Origin of the sequence: Mesorhizobium sp. M4B.F.Ca.ET.203.01.1.1 (assembly GCF_004791025.1) — a bacterium.
Taxonomy (GTDB): domain Bacteria; phylum Pseudomonadota; class Alphaproteobacteria; order Rhizobiales; family Rhizobiaceae; genus Mesorhizobium; species Mesorhizobium abyssinicae.
The window spans coordinates 84,527-108,769 of the sequence record NZ_SRUO01000011.1 but is presented as its reverse complement, the minus strand read 5'-3'; the positions used below and the strand labels follow the sequence as shown (position 1 = coordinate 108,769).

Sequence of the window (24,243 nt, the reverse complement as noted above, 5' to 3'; positions counted from 1 at the left end):
CCGGCTTCAGTTGCCGGGAAGCACGGTCCACAGCTTGGCGGCAAAACCGCGCTTGTCGAGCTGCCACGGATTGCCGGTGACCTCCGCCTTGCCGTTCCGGCATTTGTAGGAATAGACGGCGTCGTGGCCGGTCGCGAAGGCCGGCACGACGTCGTCATTCGGGTTGGCGTTGCAGAATCCATCCGCGCCGGGATTGTCGCGCGCGGCGTTCATCCTGGCGCAAGGCAGGTGGCGCCGACGAAGCAGACCAGCACCTTGCCGTTCATGCAGCGATAGCTGGCCTGTGCCTGCAATTCGGACTCCTGCGGCGCGGCTTTGGCGTCCGGAAACAGCTTTTTGAAAGCCTTGGCCGTGCCGTCGTAGAGATCGTGCGAATAGGGGCGGATCGTGTCGTCGTTCTTCACCTGTCGGCACAATTCATGGAGGTTCGTGGTCGTGGCTGCCGCCGCGCCACTTGGGGCGGCGACCCACCAGGCGAAGGTCGACAGCAGCACAGAAGCGAAGCCGATCGCCGAAAAGCGCAATGCCCGCATTTTGACGTCCTCAGCAAACTGCGCGGCGACTGCCGCGCGAACGAAATCTTAATGTAAATCAAGCGTAATCCCGACAATTAAAATTATGCGTATGTGTTGGGGTTGCGCATGCCGGAATATTCTTCCTTCATCCGGTCGATCCGGGTCCGTTATCTCTCGGGATTGCTGATTTTCGCGCTGGCCTCCACCGCGGTCATGTTCGCGCTCAACCGGGTCAATTCTTTCCGTCACAACGTGGACGCGCTGAGCAGCAATCTGGTCATTTTCGGCCGCGATCTGCGCAACGCCACCAATTTCGCCGAGACCACCGGCACCGCCTGGCGCGCCGAGACGCGCGATGGGCTGGTGGCGTCGGCGCGCGGCCATTCCGAGCGGCTCTCCGGCGAGATCGAGGCCTTGACCGCCCAGCTAGCCGCCATCAGACCGCGCCTGTCGAAGAGCACCCTCAACGACCTCGATTCCACGTCCGTCAACGGCGACCTGTTCTGGTCGGCACGCGACATGGTGCGCAACTTCAATCTGATGTCGGTGGCGCAGAAGGTCGATGAATGGAGCTACCGCGAGATCCGCAACCAGAACGACCTGTTTGCCCAGCCGATGCTGGTTCGCGTCCGCACCGCGATGGACAATGAGCGCCATCTGGCCGACGCCGCCAGCGACAGGCTGCTTCTGTGGGCGAGCGGGCTGTTGTTCGCCGTGCTCGCCATCGTCGCCTTCTGGGTCTTCAGGCCGATGGAAAAGGCGATCCGCCGCGCCTTCGCCGAGACCGCCGCCTCGCTGTTCAAGGCCGAGGCGGCCGACCGCGCCAAGTCGGAATTCCTGGCCAATATGAGCCACGAGATCCGCACGCCGATGAACGGCGTGCTCGGCATGGCCGAGCTTCTGGCCAAGACCGAACTGACGACGCGCCAGAAGACCTTCACCGACGTCATCGTCAAATCCGGCAACGCGCTACTCACCATCATCAACGACATCCTCGACTTCTCCAAGATCAATGCCGGGCAGATGATGCTCGACCCGGCGCCCTTCCGCCTGGCGGAAGCGGTCGAGGATGTGGCCACGCTGGTGTCGGCGCGGGTCGCCGAGAAGAACATCGAGCTCATCGTCCGTGTCGATCCGCGCCTGCCGTCCTTCGTCGTCGGCGATGCCGGGCGCTTCCGCCAGATCGTCACCAACCTGGTCGGCAACGCGGTGAAGTTCACCGAGAAGGGCCACGTGCTGGTCGATGTCGGCGGCGAGGTGACGGACGGCGTCGTCCAGCTCAAGGTGCGTGTCGAGGACACTGGCATCGGCATTCCGGCCGAGAAGCTGCAGAACGTGTTCGAGAAGTTCGCGCAGGTCGACGGCTCCTCGACGCGCCGTCATGAGGGCACCGGCCTCGGCCTGGCGATCGCCGCCCGCCTTGTCGACCTGATGGGCGGCAAGATCGGCGTCGAGAGCGAGATCGGACGCGGCTCGGTGTTCTGGTTCGCCGTGCCGCTGCCGGCGCACAGCCAGGACTCGCGCGACGAGATCGTGCCGGTCGACGTCACCGGCGCCCGCGTGCTGGTCATCGACGACAACCCGGTCAACCGCGAGATTCTGCTGGAGCAGTTGCGAAGCTGGAGCTTCGACTGCGCCGCCGCCGAAAGCGGCGCCGTCGGCCTTGCCTTCCTCGATCGCGCCAGCCAGCTCGGCGCCGCCGTAGACTGCATCATCCTCGACTATCAAATGCCGGGCATGAACGGCGCCGACGTCGCCAAGGCGATTGCCGCCGACAGCCGCATGTCCGCAATCCCGGTGGTCATCCTGACCTCGGTCGACCAGGTCGATTTCGGCAAGATGGTCATCGATTTCGGCATTGCCGCGCATCTGACCAAGCCGGCGCGCTCGGCCGTCCTGCTCGGCACCGTCATCTCGGTCATCCAGAAGGCGCGCTCGCAGGTCGGCAAGGCACGCTTCGTCCGCGAGGCGGTCGCCCCGCAAGCAGCGCCCGCACCCGCCTTCACCGTCATCCGCGGTCCGGCCATGCCGGCGCCCGCCGCACCGGAACCGGCTGCCGCCGCGAACGGCCCGATCGACATCCTGATCGCCGAGGACAATGACGTGAACCAGCTGGTCTTCGGCCAGATCCTCAACGGTCTCGGCCTCAGCTACCGCATCGCCGGCAATGGCCGCACGGCCGTCGAGATGTACAAGGCGCTGCGGCCAAGGCTGATCCTGATGGATGTCTCCATGCCCGAGATGAACGGCTACGAGGCGACCGGCGCCATCCGCCAGATCGAACGGCAGAGCGGCAACCACACGCCGATCATCGGCGTCACCGCGCACGCGCTGAAGGGCGACCGCGAAAAGTGCATCGAGGCCGGCATGGACGACTATCTGCCGAAGCCGATCTCGCCCGACCGCCTCGGCAGCAAGATCGGCACCTGGCTCAGCGAGACGGTGGCGGTGAAGACGGCGTGATCGCCGTTGAGGAACTGGTCGCAACGATCGCCCGTCGAATTCCTTCCCGCTAGCGTCTCATATCTTCTTTGAAGGCCGGCTATCGGTTGCGCACCACCAGGCAGGCGCCGCCGACGCCGTGCAGTTTCTGGCAGATGCCATTCGCCTCGCCCCGGCTGTCGGCGCCGATCCGGACCGCGTAGATGCCGCGCCGGCCGATCGGCGTACGCACCCGGCTGACCACCGGATCGTGGTTGGAAAGCAGGGCCGGGAAACGGCTCCTGACCCTAAGCCATTGGCCGACCGCGGCGCTGCGGCGGAAATTGCCGGCCACCTGCACGCCCCAGGGCTTCACGTTGATCGAGGCCATGGCAACGGTCTGCGACATGATCACCGGCAGCTTGCGGCAGGCGACGGCGAAGCTTGCCTTGGCGTCGAGCGGCTCGATATTGCCGGCATAGGAACCATCCGAGAATTTGTCGACCGGCTCGCCCATGACGTCGAAGACATAGCTCTCGGTCTCCATCGGCAGGAAACCGCCGGAGCCGAGCCAGCGCGACACACGGTTCTCGCCGGCATTGTAGGCGGCGGCCGCAAGGCCGAGATTGCCATAGCTGACCTTCATCTCGGCGAGGTATTTCGCGGAGGCGGGAATCGCCTGCTCGATGTCGAAGGGGTTGGCCAGTCCCCGCATCTTGGCCGTGCCCGGCATGAACTGGGCAATGCCCTCGGCGCCGACGGGGCTCACCGCATTGGGATCGAAGCGGCTTTCCTTCCAGATCAGCCGGGCGAAGAAGTCCTTGGGCAGGCCGTTGCCGACGGCATGCGCCTCGATCAGATTGCAGACCTTGCCGATGAGTCGCTGCTTGGCCGACGGCGGCGGATCGGCTTGAGCGATGGTCACCCAGCCTGCCCCGCACAACAGGATCAGCGTCGCCCTGAGGAAACGCCGCATCGGATCTACTCTGCCGCTGCCTTGCCGCGTCCGTAGCGCTGCTCGATATAGTCGGCGACCATCTTCTCGAAATCCTGGGCGATCGACGGGCCGCGCAAGGTCGCCGCCTTCTTGCCGTCGACGAATATCGGCGCCGTCGGCGTCTCGCCGGTGCCGGGCAGCGAAATGCCGATATCGGCATGCTTGGATTCGCCCGGACCGTTGACGATGCAGCCCATCACCGCGACCTTGAGGTTTTCCACGCCGGGATACTTTTCGCGCCACACCGGCATGTTCTTGCGCAGGTCGGCCTGAATGTTCTGGGCCAGTTCCTGGAATACGGTGGACGTCGTGCGGCCGCAGCCGGGGCAGGCCGCGACGATCGGCACGAACTGGCGAAAGCCCATCGTCTGCAGCAGTTCCTGCGACACCTGCACCTCGCGGGTGCGGTCGCCGTTCGGCTCCGGCGTCAGCGAGATGCGGATGGTGTCGCCGATGCCTTGCTGCAGAAGGATGCCCATGGCGGCGGACGAGGCAACGATGCCCTTGGTGCCCATGCCGGCCTCGGTCAGGCCGAGATGCAGCGCATGGTTGGAGCGGGTGGCAAGCTCGGCGTAGACGGCGATCAGGTCCTGCACGCCGCTGACCTTGGCCGACAGGATGATCTTGTCGCGGCCAAGGCCGATCTCCTCGGCCATTTCGGCCGACAGGATCGCCGACTGCACGATCGCCTCGCGCGTCACCTCCTGCGCGGTCAGCGGAAAGCCCCGGGTCTGGTTCTCGTCCATCAGTCGCGTCAGCAGCTCCTGGTCGAGCGAGCCCCAGTTGACGCCGATGCGCACCGGCTTGTCGTATTTGATCGCCATTTCGACGATCGCCGCGAACTGCCTGTCCTTCTTGTCTTTGAAGCCGACATTGCCGGGATTGATGCGGTATTTGGCCAGCGCCTCGGCGCAGGCGGGATGATCGGCGAGCAGCTTGTGGCCGATATAGTGGAAATCGCCGACCAGCGGCACATTGATGCCGAGCCGCGCCAGCCGGTCGCGGATGGCCGGCACGGCGGCGGCACTTTCGTCGCGATCGACGGTGATGCGCACGATCTCGGAGCCGGCGCGGTGCAGCGCCGCGACCTGGGCGACGGTCTGGTCGATGTCGGCGGTGTCGGTGTTGGTCATCGACTGCACGACGACCGGCGCGCCGCCACCGACGACCACGCCGCCGACGGAAACGCCGACCGATGTCCGGCGCGGGAAGGGAGAGGAAAAATATCCGGTCATGCCGGCTGCCTTTTGCTCAGAGCAAAGCGTGCTCAAGGGTCCGGGCATGAGGTGGAGGAGCAAAGATGGCTTGTCAATGGCAACGTCCAAGCGGAAGCGGCAAATTGGCGGGGCGGCGATGCGGCCGTCGCGCACCGCGTTGGCCGACTGCCGGCCACCCGCATGCCGAGATGAATGGCGAGAACGGTCCGATATACGGCACCCGAGGCACGCGATCCGCATGCCTGAAGCCGTGGGAACCTTTATTGGGCTAAAGAAGGAAACATCTCCGGCGACAGGCTGCCACCGGAGAGATGATCGCACCGAAGGCGGCGCGGCTTTGTTAAAGGAGCGTCAGTGCGTCGTCGGTTTCGCCTTCAGCTTTTCAATCTCGTCCTTGATTGCCAGCTTGCGCCGCTTGAGATTCACGATTTCGAGGTCGTCGACCGACGGATGGTTCATCGCATCGGTGATCTCGCGCTCGATGTCACCGTGTTTCCGCTGCAACTCATCAAGATGGGATGCAAGAGACATGATTGGTTCTCCCTTTCATGATTTTCCTCGATTGCAGCCGCCAAAATGCGCCCACCGCCAGTCCGCATCTGTGACAGCACGATGACACTCTGCCACCAACCGATCTCGATGTCGAATGCCGCGTGGTAGCATTCCACGACAATGTGAAATGTGATATGAGCGGCCCGCCGGTTGCAAAATCCCACCGGCCCCGCCCAATCAGGCCCATCTCTTGGGCGCCGCAGACGTGCAGACGGTAGAGAATGTCCGAACAGGAACAGGCCGAGATCCGGCTCGAATTTTCCCGCCTGAAGCAGGAACACGCCGATTTCGACGCCGCCATCAATGCGATGATCGCCACCGGCTGCGACCCCCTGCAGATTCAGCGCATGAAGAAGAAGAAACTCTTCCTCAAGGACCGGCTGATGGCGCTGGAAGACCGCATCATCCCCGACATCATCGCCTGACGCGCGACCGGGCGTCCCAGCCCGATAGGCTCACGCCGCGATCGACAGCCGTGCCGCGCGCTCGCGCAGCAGAGCGATGAGTTCGGCTGTCCGCTCCTCGGATGTGTCTATCGGAACGACAAGGCACATCGTTGCCTCGACCTTGCCCGGCGCCGAAAAAACCGGCGCTGCCAGGCACTTGGTGTAGGCGTCGACGAGCCCGGAGGTCACGCAATAGCCGGTGGCCCGCGCCTTGCCGATGTCGTCGATGAAATCGTCGAGCTTGAGCTTGCGGCCATCCGGCAGGATGAGGTCGGCCTCGGATACCATGGCTTCGATCCGGTCCCGGTCGAAGCCCGCAAGCAGCAGCCTGCCGGAAGCGGTCCAGGGGAGCGGTATCTGCAGGCCGGTGGCCGAGCTGATGCGGAACGGCCTCGTGCCGGGACTGGAATGGATGATCGTGTAGCGGCCGCTCTGCAGCATGCACAATTCGGACGTCTCGCCGGTCTCGTGCGAAAGCGTGTCGACCTCCTGCCGCCCGCGCCGCAGCATGTCGTTGCCGCGCATGTAGGCCATTCCATAGAGGTAGAGCTTCTTGCCGAAATAGACCCGGTTGCCGTCGCCGGCCAGCTCCAGCAGCCCGGCGTCGACCAGCTCGCGCACCAGCGTGTAGGTCGTCGATCGCGGCGCATTCACCCCCTTGGCCAGCTCGCCTATGCCGATCGCGCGCTGGGTGGCGTGCAGGAAGTCCAGAATGTGCAGCACCCGGTTGAGGCCCTTCTCGCGTGAGTTCGCGGGCTTCTCTTCGTCCGTTCCGGTCTGCCACTCCGCGAGAGTTTCGCCATCTTGCATTGTCGATTCCTGGTGTTAGTATTGTCTTGTACAGGATACACGCGTCTCTTGTAAGAGACAATCGCCTTGTCGATCACCGACGCGTGTATCGCTCGTCCACTGGGGAACACAACACGAAAGGAGGTCGCCGTGAACGACACATCCAAAAGACGTGATTTTCTGAAACTGGGAATGGCGGGGTTGGCAACGGCCGGCGTGGTAGCCGCGGCCGCAACGGTCGACGCCAAGAAGGCGGCGGCTCAGGCGGCGCCCGACAGCCTGCTGCGCACCGTGCTCGATCGCGGCAAGCTGATCGTCGGCACCGGCAGCACCAACGCGCCCTGGCACTTCGAGAACGATGCCGGCGAGCTTGTCGGCATGGACATCACCATGGGCCGGATCCTGGCCAAGGGCCTGTTCGACGACCCGACCAAGGTCGAGTTCGTCATGCAGGACCCGGCGCAGCGCATTCCCAACGTGACCACCAACAAGGTCGACATCACAATCCAGTTCATGACCATGACGGCGCAGCGCTCGCAGCTGATCAACTTCTCGCGGCCCTACTACGTCGAAGGCGTCGCCCTGCTGACGCTTCCTTCGGCCGAGAACAAGACCTTCGACAAGCTGCTCGCCGCCGGCTCGGCGACCCGCATTTCCATCCTGCAGAACGTCGATGCCGAGACCTCGGTCCATTTCGCCCTGCCAGATGCTCAGGTGATGCAGATCGACACCCAGGCCAATGTGCTGCAGGCGCTGGAATCCAAGCGCGTCGACGCCGCCGCCGTCGATCTTTCCACGGTGCGCTGGCTCGCCTCGCGCAATCCCGACAAATATTTCGACGCCGGCAAGAGCTGGTACTCGATGCTCTACGGCGCGGCACTCCGGCAAGGCGATCTCGACTGGCTGACCTACGTCAACCAGACCTTCACCATCGCCATGTTCGGCCACGAAACCGCGCTCTACGACGCGGCGTTTAAGGACTATTTCGGGCTGGAGCCGCCGGCGCGTCATCCGGGCTTCCCGGTCATCTGATGCCGTTCGCAGAAAGGGCGCCTGGCGCGCCCTTCCATTCTCTTCCAGCGCGGCGCGACCTGTTCGCGCCGCGGCGGAAGTCTTGAGGGCTGCAGCAAATGGGCTACGCGCTCAACTTCAACCTGATCTGGCGCCATTTCGACAAGCTCTGGGGCGGGCTGCTGCTCAGCCTCGAGCTTGCCGTGATCTCGATCGCCATCGGCATCGTCATCGGGCTGGTGCTGGCGGTCTGGTACGTTTCGGCCGGACGCACGGTGCGGGCAATCATCGCCGCCTATGTCGAGTTCATCCGCAACGTACCGCTGATCCTGCTCGTCTATCTGGTCTTCTACGGCCTGCCGACGGTGATCGACATCGCCTACAGCGCGCCGACCTCGTTCGTGCTCACGCTGTCGGTCTATAGCGGCGCCTATCTGGTCGAGGTGTTCCGCTCCGGCCTCGAGGCCGTGCCGCGCGGCCAGTTGGATGCCGGCAAGGCGATCGGCCTCACGCCCTGGCAGCGGCTGCTCCATGTGCGCCTGCCGACGATGCTGCGCATCACGCTGCCGGCGCTCTCCAACACCTTCATCTCGTTGTTCAAGGACACCTCGATCGCCTCGGTCATCTCGGTGCCCGAACTCACCTACGGCGCGCAGTGGATCAACTTCAACACCTTCCGCATCGTCGAGGTCTACCTGGTCACCACCGCGATGTACCTGGTCACCGGCTATGCGCTGCTTTTCGCGCTCAGGCTCGTCGAGCGCCGGTTCAGGGCGGCGCGCTGACATGTTGAGCCAGATCCTCTACGCCGTCCCGTTCCTCGCCCAAGGCTTCGCCATCACCCTGTGGGTGTCGCTGCTGGTCGTGGTGCTTTCGCTCATCGCCGGTGTCCTGTTGGGCGTCGGCCTGGTCTATGGCCCCGCCCCACTGCGCTGGGCGGTGCGCATCTTCAGCGACACCATCCGTGGCATCCCGATCCTGGTGCTGATGTTCTTCGTCTATTACGGCATGCCGGCGGTCGGGCTTCATCTGCAGTCCTTCTGGGCCGCGGTGCTGGCGCTGACGCTGTTCAAGACGGCGCAGGTGGTCGAGTATGTGCGCGGCGCCGTCGGCTCGATCCCCAAGGGCCAGTCCGAAGCAGCGATGGCGATCGGGCTGACCTTTCGCCAGCGGCTGACCTACGTCATCTTTCCGCAGGCCTTCAGGCGCTTCCTGCCGCCCTGGATCAATGGCGTCACCGACGCGGTCAAGGGCAGCGCGCTGGTCTCGCTGCTCGGCATCACCGACCTGATGCAGGCGATCAACCAGGTCATCGGCCGCACCTACGAGGCGATGCCGCTCTATATCCTCGGCGCGCTGGTCTACTTCGCCGTCAATTACGCGCTTTCGCTGGCCAGCCGTCGGCTGGAGCGACGCTTCTCCTTCATTCGGGAATAGCATGATGTCCGACGCCTCAAACGCCCGTCCCGCGCTGCTCGAAGTCCGCGATGTGTCCAAGGCCTTCGGCGCCGTCGCGGTGCTGCGCTCCGTCAGCCTCGAGGTAACGCGCGGCGAGGTGGTGACGGTCATCGGGCCGTCAGGCAGCGGCAAGACCACGCTGCTGCGCTGCGTCAACTTCCTCGAAAGCTACGACAGCGGCTCGATCCGCATCGACGGCAGGGAGGTCGGCTACCGCGACGCCGCAACGCGCCAGCGCCGCAGCGAGCGCGACTTGGCCAGCATGCGCGCCGAGACCGGCATGGTGTTCCAGGGCTTCAACCTGTTCCCGCATCTGACGGCGGCCGGCAACATCATGCTCGGCCTCACCAAGGTGCGCGGCAAGAGCGCGGCCGAGGCGCGCTCGATCGCCGAACACTGGCTCGGCCGCGTTGGCCTTGCGCACAAGGCCGACAGCCTGCCGGCCGAGCTGTCCGGCGGCCAGCAGCAGCGCGTCGGTATCGCGCGAGCGGTCGCCATGGAGCCGAAGATCCTGCTTCTCGACGAGATCACCTCGGCGCTCGATCCGGAACTGGTCGGCGAGGTCTTGGCCGTCGTGCGCAGCCTCGCCGAGGACGGCATGACCATGCTGATGGTGACGCATGAAATGGCTTTCGCCCGCGATGCGTCCAGCCGCATCGTCTTCATGGCCGATGGCGGGGTCAGTGCCGTCGGCCCGCCGAAGGAGATCCTGGCGGCGGAGACCACCAACGAGCGTCTCCGCAGCTTCCTGGCGCGGTTCCGCGCCTCGCATTTCTGACATCGGGCGGCGACCCAAGCAACTCCAGGAAAAGTGCAAGCGGTTTTCCGTCCGGAGTTGCGTAGAACAAAGAGAAGCCGCAAGGAGACTACATGACGCCCTATATCCGGCTCGCCGAACTCGGCCTGAAGCTGCCCGAGCCGCCGACGCCCATCGCCAACTTCGTCACCCATGCCGAGAGCGGCCGGCTGATCTTCCTCTCCGGCCAGGGGCCGTTGCGCGCCGACGGCACGCTGTGCACCGGCAAGGTGGGCGAGGACGTGACGGTGGAGGAAGCCTACGAGCACGCCCGCCTCACCGGCCTCAACCTGCTTGCCGTCATGCATGCCGCTGCCGGCGACCTCGGCCGCATCGTGCGCGTGGTGAAACTGCTCGGCTTCGTCAACGCCACGCCGACCTTCAGCGACCACCCCAAGGTGGTCAATGGCTGCTCCGATCTTTTCGCCGACGTCTTTGATAAGATCGGCGGACATGCCCGCTCTGCGATCGGCGTCGGCTCGCTGCCGGGCAACATCACGGTCGAAATCGAGGCGGTGGTCGAAATCGCCGCCTGAGGTCTTTTCAATACGGGATTCCAGAAGATGACGATCTCCAACATGACAATCCGCGAACGGCTCGGCCTGCGCCCGATCATCAACGTCTCCGGCACGATGACGACGCTCGGTGCCTCGATCATCGTTCCGGAAGCGATCGCGGCAATGGCGGAGATCGCCTCGCAATGGGTGGAGATGGACGACCTGCAGCGCGCTGCCAGCACGGTCGTCGCGCGGCTGACGGGCGGCGAGGCCGGATTCATCACCGCCTGCTGCGCCTCAGGCATCACCATGGCGATCGCCGGCGCGATGACCGGCACCAACCTTCTGGCGATCGAGCGGCTGCCAGACGATACGGAAGGGCTGAAGTCGGAGGTCGTCATCCAGCTCGGCCACATCGTCAACTACGGCGCGCCGATCGACCAGTCGATCCGGCTGGCCGGCGCCAGGGTCGTGCCGGCCGGCACCGTCAGCGTCACGCAGGACTATCATGTGCGCGAGGCGATCAACGAGCGCACGGCGGCCGCCCTCTACGTCGTCGCCCATCACACCGTGCAGTACGGCATGCTGTCGCTGGAGGAGTTCTGCGAGATCTGCCATGCCAAGGGCGTGCCGGTGATCGTCGACGCCGCCTCGGAATATGATCTGCGCAGCTTCCTCGCCCGCGGCGCCGACATCGTCGTCTACAGCGGCCACAAATTCCTCTCCGGCCCGACCAGCGGCATCGTCACCGGCCGCAAGGACCTGGTGCGCGCCGCCTATCTGCAGAACCGTGGCGTGGCGCGCGCCATGAAGGTCGGCAAGGAAAGCATCGCCGGCACCATTGCCGCGCTGGAAGCGTGGGAGAAGCGCGACCATGCCGGCATCCGCAAGCGCGAGGAAGCGGCGCTCAACCTGTGGAAGGACGCGCTGCAGGGCCTGCCCGGCATCGTCGCGCGCATCATCCCCGATCCGACCGCCAATCCGCTCGATCGCCTGCAGATATTCGTCGCGCCCGAAAGCCGCTTCACCGCCGCCGGCCTCGCCTCGGCGCTGGCCGTCGGCTCACCGCCGATCATCGTGCGCAACCACGAGGTCGAGCGCGGCCATTTCTTCCTCGATCCGTGCAATCTCCATCCGGGCGAGGCCGAGATCGTCGCCGAGCGCCTGCGCGCCGTGCTGGCCGCCAAGGACCGCCCGGCGGACGCCATGAAGGTGGCGCGCAAGGATTCAGCCGGTGCCTTGCGCTGGCCGGACTAGCATTCGCGATCACGACAGTGTGAACGGCCGGGTTTTCGCCGGGCGGGAATAAACCGCCGGCATGATGGGTCTCCTCGACATACGCCGCTTCGGGCGTTGAGGAGACCGACATGACCCATCACCACGATGACGACGGCGGCGACGGCATCAGCCGCCGCCATGCGCTGGAATGCATGATCTGGGCCGGCACCGGCGTGCTGTGGACGATTTCGGGCGGCGTGCCCGTATCGCTCAACCTGCTCGGGGCTGCTCAAGCCGCCGAGGCCATGGCCACCGGCTTCACCTTCCTGCAGATCTCCGACAGCCATATCGGCTTCGACAAAGCGGCCAATCCTCATGCCATCGACACGCTGAAGGAAGCGATGGGCAAGATCCAGGCGTTGCCGCAAAAGCCCGCCTTCCTGATCCACACCGGCGACATCACCCATCTTTCCAAGCCGGCGCAGTTCGACAATGCCGCCCAGATCATCGGCGGCGCCGGCTTCGACGTGCACTACGTCCCGGGTGAGCATGACCTGATCGACGAGGGCAACGGCCAGGCCTATCTCGAACGCTACGGCAAGGGCACGAAAGGTGCCGGCTGGTACTCGTTCGACCAGAACGGCGTGCATTTCGTGGCCCTCGTCAATGTCGTCAACTTGAAAGCCGGCGGGCTCGGCAACCTCGGTGCCGAGCAACTCGCCTGGCTGGCGGACGATTTGAAGGCCGTCAGCGCCTCGACGCCGGTCGTCGTCTTCGCCCATATTCCGCTGTGGGCGGTCTATCCAGAATGGGGCTGGGGCACCGACGACGCGGCGCAAGCACTCGGCCTGCTCAAGCGCTTCGGCTCGGTCACCGTGCTCAACGGCCACATCCATCAGATCATGCAGAAGGTGGAAGGCAACGTCACCTTCCACACCGCGCGCTCGACCGCTTTTCCGCAGCCGGCGCCCGGCACCGCTGCCTCGCCCGGACCGATGACGGTGCCGGCCGGCCAGTTGCGCAGCCTGCTCGGCACCAGCCGGGTCATGGTCAAGCAAGGCGGCCAGGACCTCGCCATCATCGATTCGACGCTGGCCGACGCCTGAACGGCAAAGGAGCCCACCATGATCTGCATACGCCTTCCGGCCCGGCACATGGCCGCTATGCTGACCGCCTTCGCCCTGACCGCGGCGACCTCCCAGCCGCTCAGCGCGGCGGACGCGCCGATGGTCAAGATCGAGAACTTCGCCTTCACGCCGCCGGTGCTGACGATCAAGCCCGGCACCACTGTGACCTTCCGCAACGACGACGACATCCCGCATCTGGTCGTCGCCAACGATTCCTCCTTCCGCTCCAAGGCGCTTGACACCGGTGACACATATGAATTCACCTTCACCAAAGCAGGCGACTTTGCCTATTTCTGCGGGCTTCACCCGCACATGCAGGGCAGGATCACCGTCGCCCCCTGAAGGCGCGCGGCGGACCCAGCCCAGAGTGCCGGACAATGGTGCGGTGTTGAGCGAAAAGGCCCTGGCCGAGCGCTTCGGCGCGGTGGTGCTGCCCCATCTCGGCGACGCGCTTGCGCTCGCCCGCTGGCTGACCGGCAACGCCGCAGACGCCGAGGATGTGGTGCAGGAAGCCTGCCTCAAGGCGCATGCCGGCATTGCCGGCTACGCCGGCGGCAACGCCCGCGCCTGGCTGCTGACAATCGTGCGCAACACCGCCTACAGCTGGATGTCGCGCAACCGGCCGCGCGGCACGATCGCCGTCGGCGACCTCGGCGATCTCGACGAGATGGCGGCGGCGCATGGCGCCGGCCTGCCGGATGACAATGGTCTCGAGGCGAGCCTCATCGCCAAGGCCGATACGGCGGCACTTGGGGCGGCGATAGCGGCACTGGCGCAGCCGTTCCGCGAGACGCTGGTGCTGCGCGACATCAATGGCCTGAGCTACCGCGAGATAGCGGCCATGCTCGGCGTGCCGATCGGCACCGTGATGTCGCGGCTGGCGCGCGCCCGCGGCCTGCTTGTGTCTGAACTGGGGAGAGCGCCATGACCGGACATGACGACGGACTGCCCAACGATCCGGAAGGTATCAGGCTGATGATCCATGCCCTGGTGGATGGCGAACTTGATGCGGCAGCGGCGTTGGCCGTGGAGCGGCGCATCGCCGCCGACCCGGCGCTTGCCGCCGAGCATGCCCGCATCGTCGCGTTGCAAGCGGCGGTCAGCCGCTTGCCGCGTCCCGATGTCAGCGATGCCTTTCGGGCCCGCATCGCGGCGATCGGCATGGCGGGCATCGAACAGCAGGCGCCCGCCGAGTCGGCGGAGCCGCAGCGGGGTGCGTCGCCGGCGCTACCAAGATTGATTGCGGGCGCTGGCGGAGGCCAGAGGCGAGAAACCGGGACGCGTCCCTTCCAGACTCGGCCATCGTCAAAGACACGCCTTTTTGGCTCGTTCGATTGGCGGGCGCTGGCGGCGTCGATTGTGATCAGCGCGGTGCTGGCCAGCGGCGCAACGCAATGGCTGATGTTCAACGGCGCGTCCGACAGCTTTGCCGCGGCGGTCGCCAGCGGCCATCGCCGCAGCCTGCTCGCCGCCAGCCCGATCGACATCGTTTCGTCCGACCGCCACACCGTGAAGCCGTGGCTCGACGCCCGCATCGGCGTGTCGCCCCCGGCGCCCGACCTCGCGCAGGACGGCTATGCGCTGATCGGCGGCCGGGTCGAAGTGATCGCCGACCGGCCCGTGCCGGCATTGGTCTATCGCCATCGCGAACACCTGATCACGCTGGTCGCCGAACCGCAGCAGGGTGGCAGTGTCAGCCAGCCCGAGGACCTATCGTCCGGCGGCTTCTCGCTGGTCCACTGGAGCGACGGGGCCTTCTCCTACTGGGCGATCTCGGACATGGAGCGGCCCGAACTCGACGACTTCGTCGCCCGCTTCCGCAAGGCGGCCGTGTAAGCCGATTTATGGCCGCCGGCCTCGCGATGCTGGCGCGTCCTTGCCGTTGCCGGCGAATTCCGCTAAGGCGCGCCTTTGCCGCCGGGAGCGAAAACTTTGACCGATCAGCGTGCCGACGTCGCCATCATCATGGGCAGCCAGTCCGACTGGGCGACGATGCGTCACGCCGCCGAAACACTGGAGGCGTTGGGCATTCCGCACAAGCGGCTGATCGTCTCCGCCCACCGCACGCCCGACCGGCTCTATGATTTCGCCAAGGGCGCCAAGGCGGCCGGCTACAAGGTGATCATCGCCGGCGCCGGCGGCGCCGCGCACCTGCCCGGCATGACGGCGGCGATGACGCCGCTTCCCGTCTTCGGCGTGCCGGTGGAATCGAAGGCGCTGTCCGGCCAGGATTCGCTGCTCTCCATCGTCCAGATGCCGGCCGGCATTCCGGTCGGCACGCTCGCCATCGGCAAGGCGGGTGCCGCGAATGCCGCTCTTCTCGCCGCCGCCGTGCTGGCGCTGAACGACGACCGGCTCGCCGCCCGGCTGGACGCGTGGCGCGCCGCCCAGACCGCCAAGGTTGCCGCCGAACCGACGGACGCGCCATGAGCCTGCCTGCGGGATCGACCATCGGCATCATCGGCGGCGGCCAGCTCGGCCGCATGCTGGCGATGGCCGCGGCCCGTCTCGGCTATCGCACCGTGGTGCTCGAACCGCAGGCCGATTGCCCGGCGGCCCAGGTCGCCAACCGCCAGATAACAGCCGCCTATGACGATGCAGCGGCCCTCGCCGAACTCGCCGCGGCCAGCGCCGTCGTCACCTACGAATTCGAGAACGTGCCGGTGGCCGCCGCCAGCACGCTGGCCGCCAAGGTGCCGGTCTACCCGCCGGCGCGCGCCCTCGAAGTGGCGCAGGACCGGCTGGCCGAGAAGAAGTTTCTCAACGGCGTCGGCATTTCGACCGCCGATTTCCGCGCGATCGACAACGATGCCGAACTGACGGCCGCGCTGAAGGAATTCGGCGGCAGCGGCATCCTGAAGACCCGGCGCCTGGGCTATGACGGCAAGGGCCAGCGCGTCTTCCGCAACATGGACACCGGCGGCTTTTCCGGCACCTGCGAGGCGATGGGCAATGTGCCGCTGATCCTCGAATCCTTCGTCGCCTTCGAGCGCGAGATATCGGTGATCGCCGGGCGCGGCCTTGACGGCAGCATCGCCGCCTACGATCCGGCCGAGAATGTCCATCGCGACGGCATCCTGCACACTTCGACCTTGCCGGCCGGGATCAGCCATGAAACGGCGGCCGCCGCCCAGGCCGCGGTGGCAAAGGTGCTGGCGGCGCTCGACTATGTCGGCGTCATCGGCGTCGAGTTCTTCGTGCTCGCCGACGGCTCGCTGATCGCCAACGAGATGGCGCCGCGCGTCCACAATTCCGGCCACTGGACGGAGGCCGCCGCGACGGTCTCGCAGTTCGAGCAGCATATCCGCGCCGTTGCCGGCCTGCCGCTGGGCACGCCCGGCCGCCACTCGGACTGCGTCATGGAAAACCTGATCGGCGAAGATGTCAGCCGCGTTCCGGCCTTGCTCGCCGAGCCCGACCTGATGTTGCATCTCTACGGCAAGGCCGAGGCGCGCGCCGGCCGCAAGATGGGCCATTTCACGCGGATCAGCCGTCGAAGCTGAGCACCGGCTTACTGCATGTCCTGGTCTTCGTCCTCGTCCGGGCTGGCGCAGCTCGCGTCGCCTTCCTGGCAGTTGCGGCCGGACGTGAGCTGTTTGACGCGCTCATTGGTCAGCTCCGTCAGGCATTGCGAGACCTCCATCGGGTAGATGGAGCCGCCCTCGCTGTCCGCGGCGGAATAGGCGCATTCCGCGTCGCGGAACGTGATCCAGGCGCGCTGCGCCGCCTGCAGCAATTTGTTGGACTTCTCGTCGCCATCGCCGACAAGACCCTTGTAGGTTGCATTGAGCTTGGCGTCGGCCGCCTGGTAGTCGGCATCGGCGCAGATATTCATCATCTGCTGGCTGTCGTCGTTGCGGTCGCATTCCTGCGCCCGCGCGGCCGGGGCCGCCGCCAGCACGGCAAGACAGGTGGATAGAACCATCAGGCGCATGTGCGTCTCCAAATCATCTTGCGAGGCGACGGCACCATTCCAGCCCGACCCCGGCTGCGCAATGCCACGCAGCGAAGATGGCGAACATTTGATTGCCCGCGATTTCAGCCGGCCATAAAGCACGCTTGCGGTTGACACGGGCAAGGCTCCTCGTTTATGAGCCACGCAAGTTCAGAGGCGCGCTTTTTCGGGCGCGCCTTTAAAATTCGGCCCGGCAGCGGGCCCCGACCGAACAGGCAAGACCATGAAGATCAAGAATTCGCTCAAGGCGCTGAAGGCGCGTCACCGCGACAACCAGCTGGTTCGTCGCAAGGGTCGCATCTACATCATCAACAAGACCGCCCCGCGTTACAAGGCGCGCCAGGGCTGAGCCTTGCGCGCGGCTTAGTGCATGTCGCCCAAAGGTGCCAAGCGGTTTTGGGACAACGACATGCACATAGAGACCACGCCGCGCGTCTATGATGGTATTGCCGGCTTGCCGGCCCCTTCACGCTAAAATCACTTTGCCGATCCGCCGTCCGGGATTAGATTCCGGCGATGCGGATTCGTTTTGCATTCCTCGCGACCCTTTGCCTGTCCGGCGCTGTCCTGCCGGCCGCTTTGGCGCCCGCTTGGGCGAATGATCCGGCCGCGCCGCCTGTGGCTGTGACCAAGCAAGCCCGCCTCGACCAGTTGTTCACCGACCTGAAGCGCGAGCGCAATGAAAAGGCCGCCGAGCGCATTGCCCAGCGCATCTGGAGCGAATGGTCGCAATCCGGCAGCGCCTCGATCGACCTGATGATGCAATGGTCGCAAAAGGCGATGGAAGACCAGAAATACGACGTCGCGCTCGATTTCCTCGACCAGGTGGTGACCTTGCAGCCGACCTATGCCGAAGGCTGGAACCGGCGCGCCACGCTGCATTTCATGATGAAGAACTACGGCAAGTCGATGTCCGACATCGACCACACGCTGCATCTCGAGCCGCGCCATTTCGGCGCCCTGTCCGGCCTGGCGCAGATCATGGCCGAAACCGGCCACAAGCAGTCGGCGCTGGAAGCCTGGCAGAAGGTGCTCGCCATCTACCCGATGATGCGCAGCGCCCAGGACCAGGTCGGCACGCTGTCGGAAGAGCTTGCCGGCGAAGGCATCTGATAAGGGAGTAGGGGAGTAGGGGAATAGGGGAGTAAGGCAGTAGGCAGTGCTTCATGGAACACACTCCCCTATTCCCCTATTCCCCTATTCCCCTATTCCCCTATTCCCTTATTCCCCTATTCCCCTACTCCCCTACTCCCCTACCAAAACTAATTTCTCTCCGGCTCGTATTTCCTCCGCATGAACCTCATCTACGCTGCGTTTGCCTTCTTCCTCGCGCTCGTCCTTGCCTTTGTCGGCGTCACCCGCGCCGGTGCCTGGCTGATCGAGCGCCGCAACCTGCCGGTCGGCGACTTCGCCGACATCGGCGGCGCGCGCATCCATTATGTCCATGTTCCGGCGCCGGCCAATGCGGAGCTGCCGCCGATCGTCTTCATCCACGGCGCCAGCGCCAATCTCAAGGATCAGATGCTGCCGCTGCGGCCGCTGCTCGAAGGCCGGGCCGAGATGCTGTTTCTGGACCGGCCCGGCTTTGGCTGGTCGGAGCGCGGCGACAACGAGACCTTGCCGGCGCAGGCCGACACCATCGCCGCGCTGATGGATCAGCTTGGCATGAAAAAGGCGATCGTCGTCGGCCACTCCTTCGGCGGCGCGGTCGCCACCGCCTTTGCCCGCAAGCATCCGGACAAGACGCTGGGCCTCGTCTTCCTGTCGCCCGCCAGCCATCCCTGGCCGGGCGGGGCGACGGCCTGGTACTACAATCTGACGGCCATTCCGCTGATCGGCCCGCTGTTTTCCGAGACGCTAGCCTATCCGGCCGGAGCGCTGCGCATCGATGCCGCCACGGCCTGCGTCTTTTCTCCCAACAAGGCGCCGGACGGCTACGTCGCCGCCGCCTCGATTCCCCTGGTGCTGCGGCCAGGCGCCTTTCGCGCCAACGCCGCCGATGTGGCTGGGCTCTACAGCTACGCGCTCGACGCTTCGCCGCACTACCATGACATAAAGGCGCCGACCGTCATCATTTCCGGTGACCACGACAAGGTGGTCTACGCCACCATCCATTCGACCGGCCTTGCCCGCGATATCCCCGGCGCCGAGCTGGTCTGGGTACACAATCTCGGCCACAAACCCGACTGGATCGCGCCGGATCTCGTCGTCGGCGCCATCGAGAAGACCGCCGGCAAGAGCATCGACCTGCAGGCGATGGCGAGGAGGGTCGAGGCGCGGCTTGCCGACGATGCCTACAACCAGGGACAATGTCCCGACATCACGGTGCCCGACGCCGAGCTGGCGCCGACCTGATGTATGTCCTGAAGCACGGCATCAAGAAAAACCCCGAAAAATTCTGGGCACTGCCGGACCGCATTTTCTTTGGCTACGGCGCCTGCCACATCCTTGCGGGCACTTTCCTCGGTCATCCTCCCAAGGGCGGATTTTACGGCGAGCGGATCATTCCGGGCGAAGGCTTTTCGGGAAACCACATCTATGTGACGAACGGCGTGATCGCCTTCGACTACCATGGCTATTCCCGGCGCGAGCGGCTTCTGGTGCACCACAAAAGAGGATGGGCCGCGCACAGCGCCGGTTGGCACTGCGCGCTCGAAAGGGTCGACTTCGATCTGCTCGACACCGCCGAACTCAACCGGCGCAAGATGCGCGGGCCGGATCAGTATCTGCATGATCCCATCCCTCGCGCTCGCCATTTCCTGCGGCGTGTCGATCACGGCGAAGGTGCGGCAAGAGCGCTCGGAACTGCGGCGGGCTAAACCGAGAAGTCAGGTGCGGCTGGCCTGCGTCTCCGACCCGACATAGGCGATGCGCAGCATGTTGGTCGAGCCCGGCGTCCTCAGCGGCACGCCCGCGGTGATGATGACGCGGTCGCCCGGCTTGCCGAAGCCCTCGTCGATCGCGATGCGGCAGGCGCGGTCGACCATGTCGTCGAGGTCGACGGCATCGGGCGACACCACGCAATGCGTGCCCCACAAAAGCGACAGCCGCCGCGCCGTGTTGAGGATCGGCGACAGCGCCACGATCGGCACTTGCGGTCGCTCGCGCGCGGCGCGCAGGCCGGTCGTGCCGGAGGCCGTATAGGTGACGATCGCCGACAGTTTCAGCGTTTCGGCGATTTCGCGAGCGGCGAGCGATATCGCATCGGCGCCCGTCGCTTCCGGTTCCGAGCGCTGCGCGTTGATGATGCCGGCATAGGTCGGGTCGGTTTCGACCTTGGTGGCGATGCGGTTCATCATCGCCACGGCCTCGACCGGATAGGCGCCGGCGGCGGATTCGGCCGAAAGCATGATGGCGTCGGCGCCCTCGAACACGGCGATCGACACGTCAGACACCTCGGCGCGGGTCGGCACCGGCGCGGTGATCATCGATTCCAGCATCTGCGTTGCGATCACCACCGGCTTCCCGGCGCGGCGCGCCGCACGCGTGATCTGCTTCTGGATGCCGGGCACCGCCTCGAGTGGCATCTCGACGCCGAGGTCGCCGCGCGCGACCATCAGCGCGTCCGACAGTTCGATGATCTCCGCCAGGCGGGTAACCGCCTGCGGCTTCTCGATCTTGGCCATGATCAGCGCCCGGCCGCGCGCGATCTTGCGCGCTTCGGCGAGATCTTCCGGCCGTTGCACGAAGGACAGCGCCACCCAGTCGACGCTTGCCGCGAGCACCGCGTCGAGATCGGCGCGGTCCTTCTCGGTCAGCGCGCCGACCGGCAGGTCGGTGTCGGGCAGGCTGACGCCCTTCTTGTCGGAAATCGTGGTGCCGGCGACGACGGTGCAGGTGATCGACTTGCCGTCGCTCTTCACCGCCCTGAGCTCCAGCTTGCCGTCGTCGATCAAAAGACGATGGCCGGCCTCGACCGAACTCAGGATTTCCGGATGCGGCAGATAGACCCTGCTCGACGTGCCCGGCTCCGGATTGTTGTCGAGCGTGAAGGTCTGGCCGACGCTGAGCGTCTCCTTGCCATTGGCGAACTTGCCGACCCTGAGCTTCGGCCCTTGCAGGTCGGCGAGAATGCCGATTGGACGGCCGACCGTTTCCTCGACCGCGCGGATGCGCCCGACCAGCGTGCGCATCAAATCGTGGTCGGTATGGCTCATATTGATGCGGAAGACATCGGCGCCGGCTTCGAAAAGCTTTTTCAGCATCTCCTCCGACGAGGAAGCCGGACCGATGGTGGCGAGGATCTTGACCTTACGGTTACGTCTCATTGACTGTTTGTTCCCGGGGCGGGGGCCGCTGGTGCGCCTCCCGTTGCGGGCTCGTCGGTCAGCTGGACCATCCAGCTTGCCTGCTCGCCCGTGTCATATTCCTGAAATCCGGCGCGTTGGAAGCCCCGGGCGACGCAATCGGTTACGCCGGCGATCTTGAACTCTTTTTCGGCCACGCACATGTTGATCGGGCCGTCCCAGCGCCCGCCGCGCTCGGCGTCTTCTGCATAAAGATAGTAAAACCTTGATGACAGCGGACCCTCGATCAGCGTCTTGCAGCTCGACCCTTCGATGTGCCACCAGCCCTCGGTGATCCAGCCGGCCTTGGCGCGGTAGCCGATGCCGACGCCGACCAGGTTCTGGGTGGCGTTGCAGACGCGGAAATCGGCCCGGGCGGGCGACGCCGCGACCATGGCTGTGAGCCCGGTGGCGACGGTCAGGATCGGCAAGGCGAAGGCGCGGCGCATGCGCGGCCTGCCGGCGGAACCCATCCTGAAACCCCTCAAGAACGACATCTGCATCTCTCGACGCCCCTTTTCGGCAAACTCCGGGCGCATGTCAACGCGCCGTTTTGTTCAATTCCAATCGATTTAGAAAGGCCCCAGGCGCGATTTGCCGCCATGCGTTGGATTCTTCGCAGAAACCGTGGCCAAACAACGGCATTGCGCCAGCGTCCTCTTCGTGGAATGACGTTACCACCCTGCCGGGAAGCCAGCGACCAGACCATTTCCAGCCGATGACCCGATCCACAGTTTTCGCGCCTTTCGATATTGTCGAAGGCGACCGCAAGCGAGGCATCGTTCTGCTTGGCGATCATGCCCGCCGCGCGCTGCCGGAAGAGTATGGCAGCCTCGGCCTGCCGGCGAGCGAGTTCGAGCGCCACATCGCCTACGACATCGGCGTCGAGACGGTGACGCGCGAACTGGCGGCGACGCTCGGCGTGCCGGCGGTGCTGGCCAATTTCTCGCGGCTTTTGATCGATCCCAATCGCGGCGAAGACGACCCGACCCTGATCCGCCAGCTCTATGACGGCACCATCGTGCCCGGAAACTATCCCATGGCCGAGGAAGAGCGCGAGCGACGGCTCGACCGCTTCTACCGGCCCTATCACGACGCCGTCGGCGCCATGATCGCCTCGGTGGCCGAGGCTTCCGCCAAGGCGCCCTTCATCTTCTCAATCCATTCCTTTACGCCGGTCATGCAAGGCATCCGGCGACCCTGGCATGTCGGCATATTGTGGGACCTGGATGATCGCGTGGCGCGACCGCTGATCGACATGCTGGCCGAGGACAAGAACCTCGTCGTCGGCGACAACGAACCCTATGACGGCGCGCTGCGCGGCGACACCATGTTCCGGCACGCCATCGTCAACGGCTTTGCCCACGCGCTGCTCGAGATCCGCCAGGATCTGATCGCCGGGCGCGAGGCCGCCCTCGCCTGGGCCGAGCGGTTGGCGCCGATCGTTGACGCGATCGATGGCCGTCCCGATATACATCGGGTGAAGATGTTCGGCTCGCGCACCGGGCCGGTATCATAGGGCCTGAGAAGGGCCCAAGGAGTGCATGACATGACCGAACTCAGCGACGAGCAGAAGCGCGATTTCGAGGCCGCCGCCTTCCGCCGGCTGATCGACCACCTGCGCCAGCGCGGCGACGTGCAGAACATCGACCTGATGAACCTTGCCGGCTTCTGCCGCAACTGCCTTTCCAACTGGTATCGCGACGCGGCCGAGGCCGAGGGCGTCGCGCTCTCCAAGGACGAGTCGCGCGAGATCGTCTACGGCATGCCCTATGCCGAATGGCAGGCGCTCCACCAGACCGAGGCGTCGGAGGCCAAAAAGGCCGAGTTCGAGGCAAGGCGGCCGAAGGATCACTAGCGAATCTGGTGCTGTGTTCAAAGGCGACGACGTTCGTTCGGCTGACCCGCCATGAACTTTAGCGGCTCGTTGCCGTTCTAAAGTCATGATGACAGATACGACAGAGATTCCCGGCTTCACAAGCCGCGTGGTTGAAGGCGAGCGCGGCGCAATTTTCGTTTACGAAGGTGGCGACGGGTTTCCCGTACTTCTCCTGCACGGCTTTCCAGAGACGAACCTGATGTGGCGCGAGATCGCCCCATTGTTGGCCGGCGAATATAAGGTGATTGCGGCCGACCTGCCCGGATACGGGCGAAGCAATTGTCCAGACGAGCGCTTGAGAGACGCTATGTCGAAGCGCGAGATCGCCACGACGCTGGTGGAAGCCATGCGATCCGCCGGCCATGATCGCTTCGCCATAGTCGGCCACGACCGAGGAGGCAGAGTTGCCTATCGGGCCGCGCTTGACCATCCCGCATGCGTATCTCACGTCGCGGTGTTGGACGTTGTGCCAACTTTCGACGTGTGGGATCGCGCTGACGCGCGTCTTGCCTTGGCTTTCTGGCCGTTTTCGCTGCTCGCGCAACCATCTCCTCTTCCAGAGCGCCTGATTTTCTCCGCGCCCGGCGCGGTCGTGGACAATGCGCTTGGTGAGTGGGGAACACCGCGAGACGTTTTTCCCGACTGGGTTCGAGAGACCTATATTGCCGCCCTGAGCGATCCTGGCCATATCCATGCAATCTGCGAGGAATATCGCGCAGCGTCGAGTATCGACCGCGAGAACGACGCGGCAGATCTCGGTGCTGGCCGGCGCATCAATTGCCCTCTGCTCGCCCTTTGGAGCGAAAGCGGCGCCTTGGCGAGCTGGTACGACGATGCTGGGGGTCCCTTGGCCCTCTGGCGCCGGTGGGCGATCGATGTACAGGGAAGGCCGATGACGGGAGGACACTTCTTCCCTGAGGAGCATCCAGCGATCACGGCTGGTGTGATAACCGATTTTCTCAAGAGTCGAATGTCTTGATAACTGTCCTTGGCTGACTTGGCGGTCAGCCTGCAATGACATGCGCCGGCATGCCGATGGCCTGTCCACGAGTTTGTCGTTGACGCTGTGAGGACCAACC

At 65.1% G+C, this 24,243-nt stretch carries 30 protein-coding genes; 21 read left to right on the top strand and 9 right to left on the bottom strand.

The genetic code is table 11. The annotated features are described in order from the left end of the window. Positions 1–6: 6 nt before the first annotated feature. Both EN846_RS22460 and EN846_RS22455 read right to left on the bottom strand, forming a co-directional pair. Positions 7–213 carry a hypothetical protein gene (locus EN846_RS22460; protein WP_127391573.1) on the bottom strand — a complete coding sequence of 69 codons (207 nt, stop codon included), beginning with the start codon at positions 211–213 and terminating at the stop codon, positions 7–9. Then, positions 210–533 (bottom strand): hypothetical protein, encoded by a 324-nt coding sequence (locus tag EN846_RS22455; protein WP_127391572.1) that lies wholly within the window; start codon positions 531–533, stop codon positions 210–212. The genes EN846_RS22460 and EN846_RS22455 overlap by 4 nt, the downstream gene beginning before the upstream one ends. A gap of 108 nt (positions 534–641) precedes the next feature. On the opposite strand from EN846_RS22455, the gene EN846_RS22450 reads away from it, so the two are divergent. Then, positions 642–2,978, top strand: a complete 2,337-nt coding sequence (locus EN846_RS22450) for a response regulator (RefSeq protein WP_127391571.1) — start codon at positions 642–644, stop codon at positions 2,976–2,978. 79 nt (positions 2,979–3,057) lie between these two features. On the opposite strand, the gene EN846_RS22445 is transcribed toward EN846_RS22450, so the two are convergent. From EN846_RS22445 to EN846_RS22435, 3 genes are all read right to left on the bottom strand, one after another. Further along, positions 3,058–3,912, bottom strand: a complete 855-nt coding sequence (locus tag EN846_RS22445; protein WP_127391570.1) for a lytic transglycosylase domain-containing protein — start codon at positions 3,910–3,912, stop codon at positions 3,058–3,060. 5 nt (positions 3,913–3,917) lie between these two features. Next, complete coding sequence (gene ispG, locus EN846_RS22440) at positions 3,918–5,168, bottom strand: flavodoxin-dependent (E)-4-hydroxy-3-methylbut-2-enyl-diphosphate synthase (RefSeq protein WP_127391569.1); 1,251 nt, start codon at positions 5,166–5,168, stop codon at positions 3,918–3,920. Between the two features lie 333 nt (positions 5,169–5,501). Further along, positions 5,502–5,681 (bottom strand): YdcH family protein, encoded by a 180-nt coding sequence (locus EN846_RS22435; RefSeq protein ID WP_006203778.1) that lies wholly within the window; start codon positions 5,679–5,681, stop codon positions 5,502–5,504. Between the two features lie 242 nt (positions 5,682–5,923). Here EN846_RS22435 and EN846_RS22430 point away from each other — a divergent pair, with 242 nt between their 5' ends. Further along, the gene (locus EN846_RS22430; protein ID WP_126057933.1) at positions 5,924–6,127 is read left to right on the top strand and encodes a YdcH family protein; all 204 of its coding nucleotides are present in this window, start codon (positions 5,924–5,926) and stop codon (positions 6,125–6,127) included. Between the two features lie 30 nt (positions 6,128–6,157). Here EN846_RS22430 and EN846_RS22425 read toward each other — a convergent pair whose 3' ends face one another. Then, complete coding sequence (locus EN846_RS22425) at positions 6,158–6,958, bottom strand: IclR family transcriptional regulator (protein ID WP_127391568.1); 801 nt, start codon at positions 6,956–6,958, stop codon at positions 6,158–6,160. Positions 6,959–7,087: 129 nt separating this feature from the next. Here EN846_RS22425 and EN846_RS22420 point away from each other — a divergent pair, with 129 nt between their 5' ends. The 12 genes from EN846_RS22420 to EN846_RS22365 all read left to right on the top strand — a co-directional run bounded on the left by EN846_RS22420 (position 7,088) and on the right by EN846_RS22365 (position 16,547). Then, complete coding sequence (locus EN846_RS22420) at positions 7,088–7,969, top strand: transporter substrate-binding domain-containing protein (RefSeq protein WP_127391567.1); 882 nt, start codon at positions 7,088–7,090, stop codon at positions 7,967–7,969. A gap of 98 nt (positions 7,970–8,067) precedes the next feature. Continuing rightward, positions 8,068–8,733 carry an amino acid ABC transporter permease gene (locus tag EN846_RS22415; RefSeq protein WP_126057930.1) on the top strand — a complete coding sequence of 222 codons (666 nt, stop codon included), beginning with the start codon at positions 8,068–8,070 and terminating at the stop codon, positions 8,731–8,733. Position 8,734: 1 nt separating this feature from the next. Beyond that, on the top strand, positions 8,735–9,385 hold the full coding sequence (locus EN846_RS22410) for an amino acid ABC transporter permease (protein WP_127287158.1): 651 nt from the start codon (positions 8,735–8,737) through the stop codon (positions 9,383–9,385). Between the two features lie 4 nt (positions 9,386–9,389). Next, positions 9,390–10,184 carry an amino acid ABC transporter ATP-binding protein gene (locus EN846_RS22405; protein WP_128346799.1) on the top strand — a complete coding sequence of 265 codons (795 nt, stop codon included), beginning with the start codon at positions 9,390–9,392 and terminating at the stop codon, positions 10,182–10,184. A gap of 92 nt (positions 10,185–10,276) precedes the next feature. Continuing rightward, a complete protein-coding gene (locus EN846_RS22400; RefSeq protein ID WP_127394310.1) occupies positions 10,277–10,738 on the top strand; it encodes a RidA family protein in 462 nt (153 codons plus the stop codon). A 42-nt stretch (positions 10,739–10,780) separates the two neighbouring features. After that, positions 10,781–11,956, top strand: a complete 1,176-nt coding sequence (locus EN846_RS22395) for an aminotransferase class V-fold PLP-dependent enzyme (RefSeq protein WP_245493488.1) — start codon at positions 10,781–10,783, stop codon at positions 11,954–11,956. Between the two features lie 110 nt (positions 11,957–12,066). Next, a complete protein-coding gene (locus EN846_RS22390) occupies positions 12,067–13,023 on the top strand; it encodes a metallophosphoesterase (protein ID WP_127394210.1) in 957 nt (318 codons plus the stop codon). Between the two features lie 18 nt (positions 13,024–13,041). Continuing rightward, positions 13,042–13,386, top strand: a complete 345-nt coding sequence (locus EN846_RS22385; RefSeq protein ID WP_127287105.1) for a cupredoxin family copper-binding protein — start codon at positions 13,042–13,044, stop codon at positions 13,384–13,386. A gap of 46 nt (positions 13,387–13,432) precedes the next feature. Then, positions 13,433–13,972, top strand: coding sequence for a sigma-70 family RNA polymerase sigma factor (locus EN846_RS22380; protein WP_128346802.1), 540 nt, complete (start codon positions 13,433–13,435; stop codon positions 13,970–13,972). Then, on the top strand, positions 13,969–14,880 hold the full coding sequence (locus tag EN846_RS22375) for an anti-sigma factor (protein WP_127394314.1): 912 nt from the start codon (positions 13,969–13,971) through the stop codon (positions 14,878–14,880). The genes EN846_RS22380 and EN846_RS22375 overlap by 4 nt, the downstream gene beginning before the upstream one ends. A gap of 96 nt (positions 14,881–14,976) precedes the next feature. Further along, the gene (gene purE, locus EN846_RS22370) at positions 14,977–15,474 is read left to right on the top strand and encodes a 5-(carboxyamino)imidazole ribonucleotide mutase (RefSeq protein ID WP_128346974.1); all 498 of its coding nucleotides are present in this window, start codon (positions 14,977–14,979) and stop codon (positions 15,472–15,474) included. Next, complete coding sequence (locus EN846_RS22365) at positions 15,471–16,547, top strand: 5-(carboxyamino)imidazole ribonucleotide synthase (protein ID WP_127393585.1); 1,077 nt, start codon at positions 15,471–15,473, stop codon at positions 16,545–16,547. The genes purE and EN846_RS22365 overlap by 4 nt, the downstream gene beginning before the upstream one ends. An 8-nt stretch (positions 16,548–16,555) precedes the next feature. Here EN846_RS22365 and EN846_RS22360 read toward each other — a convergent pair whose 3' ends face one another. Continuing rightward, the gene (locus EN846_RS22360; protein WP_127393586.1) at positions 16,556–16,978 is read right to left on the bottom strand and encodes a lysozyme inhibitor LprI family protein; all 423 of its coding nucleotides are present in this window, start codon (positions 16,976–16,978) and stop codon (positions 16,556–16,558) included. Between the two features lie 244 nt (positions 16,979–17,222). Here EN846_RS22360 and ykgO point away from each other — a divergent pair, with 244 nt between their 5' ends. The 4 genes from ykgO to EN846_RS22340 all read left to right on the top strand — a co-directional run bounded on the left by ykgO (position 17,223) and on the right by EN846_RS22340 (position 19,818). After that, positions 17,223–17,348: a type B 50S ribosomal protein L36 gene (gene ykgO / locus EN846_RS22355; RefSeq protein WP_006203764.1), complete on the top strand. Its 126-nt coding sequence runs from the start codon at positions 17,223–17,225 to the stop codon at positions 17,346–17,348. Between the two features lie 167 nt (positions 17,349–17,515). Further along, on the top strand, positions 17,516–18,112 hold the full coding sequence (locus EN846_RS22350) for a hypothetical protein (RefSeq protein WP_127393587.1): 597 nt from the start codon (positions 17,516–17,518) through the stop codon (positions 18,110–18,112). Positions 18,113–18,292: 180 nt separating this feature from the next. Further along, positions 18,293–19,354 carry an alpha/beta hydrolase gene (locus EN846_RS22345; RefSeq protein WP_127393588.1) on the top strand — a complete coding sequence of 354 codons (1,062 nt, stop codon included), beginning with the start codon at positions 18,293–18,295 and terminating at the stop codon, positions 19,352–19,354. Then, positions 19,354–19,818, top strand: a complete 465-nt coding sequence (locus tag EN846_RS22340; RefSeq protein ID WP_127393589.1) for a hypothetical protein — start codon at positions 19,354–19,356, stop codon at positions 19,816–19,818. The genes EN846_RS22345 and EN846_RS22340 overlap by 1 nt, the downstream gene beginning before the upstream one ends. A gap of 9 nt (positions 19,819–19,827) precedes the next feature. On the opposite strand, the gene pyk is transcribed toward EN846_RS22340, so the two are convergent. Both pyk and EN846_RS22330 read right to left on the bottom strand, forming a co-directional pair. Next, on the bottom strand, positions 19,828–21,267 hold the full coding sequence (pyk, locus tag EN846_RS22335) for a pyruvate kinase (RefSeq protein ID WP_127283856.1): 1,440 nt from the start codon (positions 21,265–21,267) through the stop codon (positions 19,828–19,830). Then, a complete protein-coding gene (locus tag EN846_RS22330) occupies positions 21,264–21,758 on the bottom strand; it encodes a DUF1036 domain-containing protein (RefSeq protein ID WP_127283857.1) in 495 nt (164 codons plus the stop codon). The genes pyk and EN846_RS22330 overlap by 4 nt, the downstream gene beginning before the upstream one ends. Before the next feature lie 245 nt (positions 21,759–22,003). Here EN846_RS22330 and EN846_RS22325 point away from each other — a divergent pair, with 245 nt between their 5' ends. From EN846_RS22325 to EN846_RS22315, 3 genes are all read left to right on the top strand, one after another. After that, positions 22,004–22,804 carry an N-formylglutamate amidohydrolase gene (locus EN846_RS22325; RefSeq protein WP_127393990.1) on the top strand — a complete coding sequence of 267 codons (801 nt, stop codon included), beginning with the start codon at positions 22,004–22,006 and terminating at the stop codon, positions 22,802–22,804. A gap of 30 nt (positions 22,805–22,834) precedes the next feature. Then, positions 22,835–23,143, top strand: a complete 309-nt coding sequence (locus tag EN846_RS22320; protein ID WP_127393989.1) for a DUF1244 domain-containing protein — start codon at positions 22,835–22,837, stop codon at positions 23,141–23,143. A gap of 85 nt (positions 23,144–23,228) precedes the next feature. Beyond that, positions 23,229–24,143 (top strand): alpha/beta hydrolase, encoded by a 915-nt coding sequence (locus EN846_RS22315; RefSeq protein WP_348630828.1) that lies wholly within the window; start codon positions 23,229–23,231, stop codon positions 24,141–24,143. The last annotated feature ends 100 nt before the right edge of the window (positions 24,144–24,243 follow it).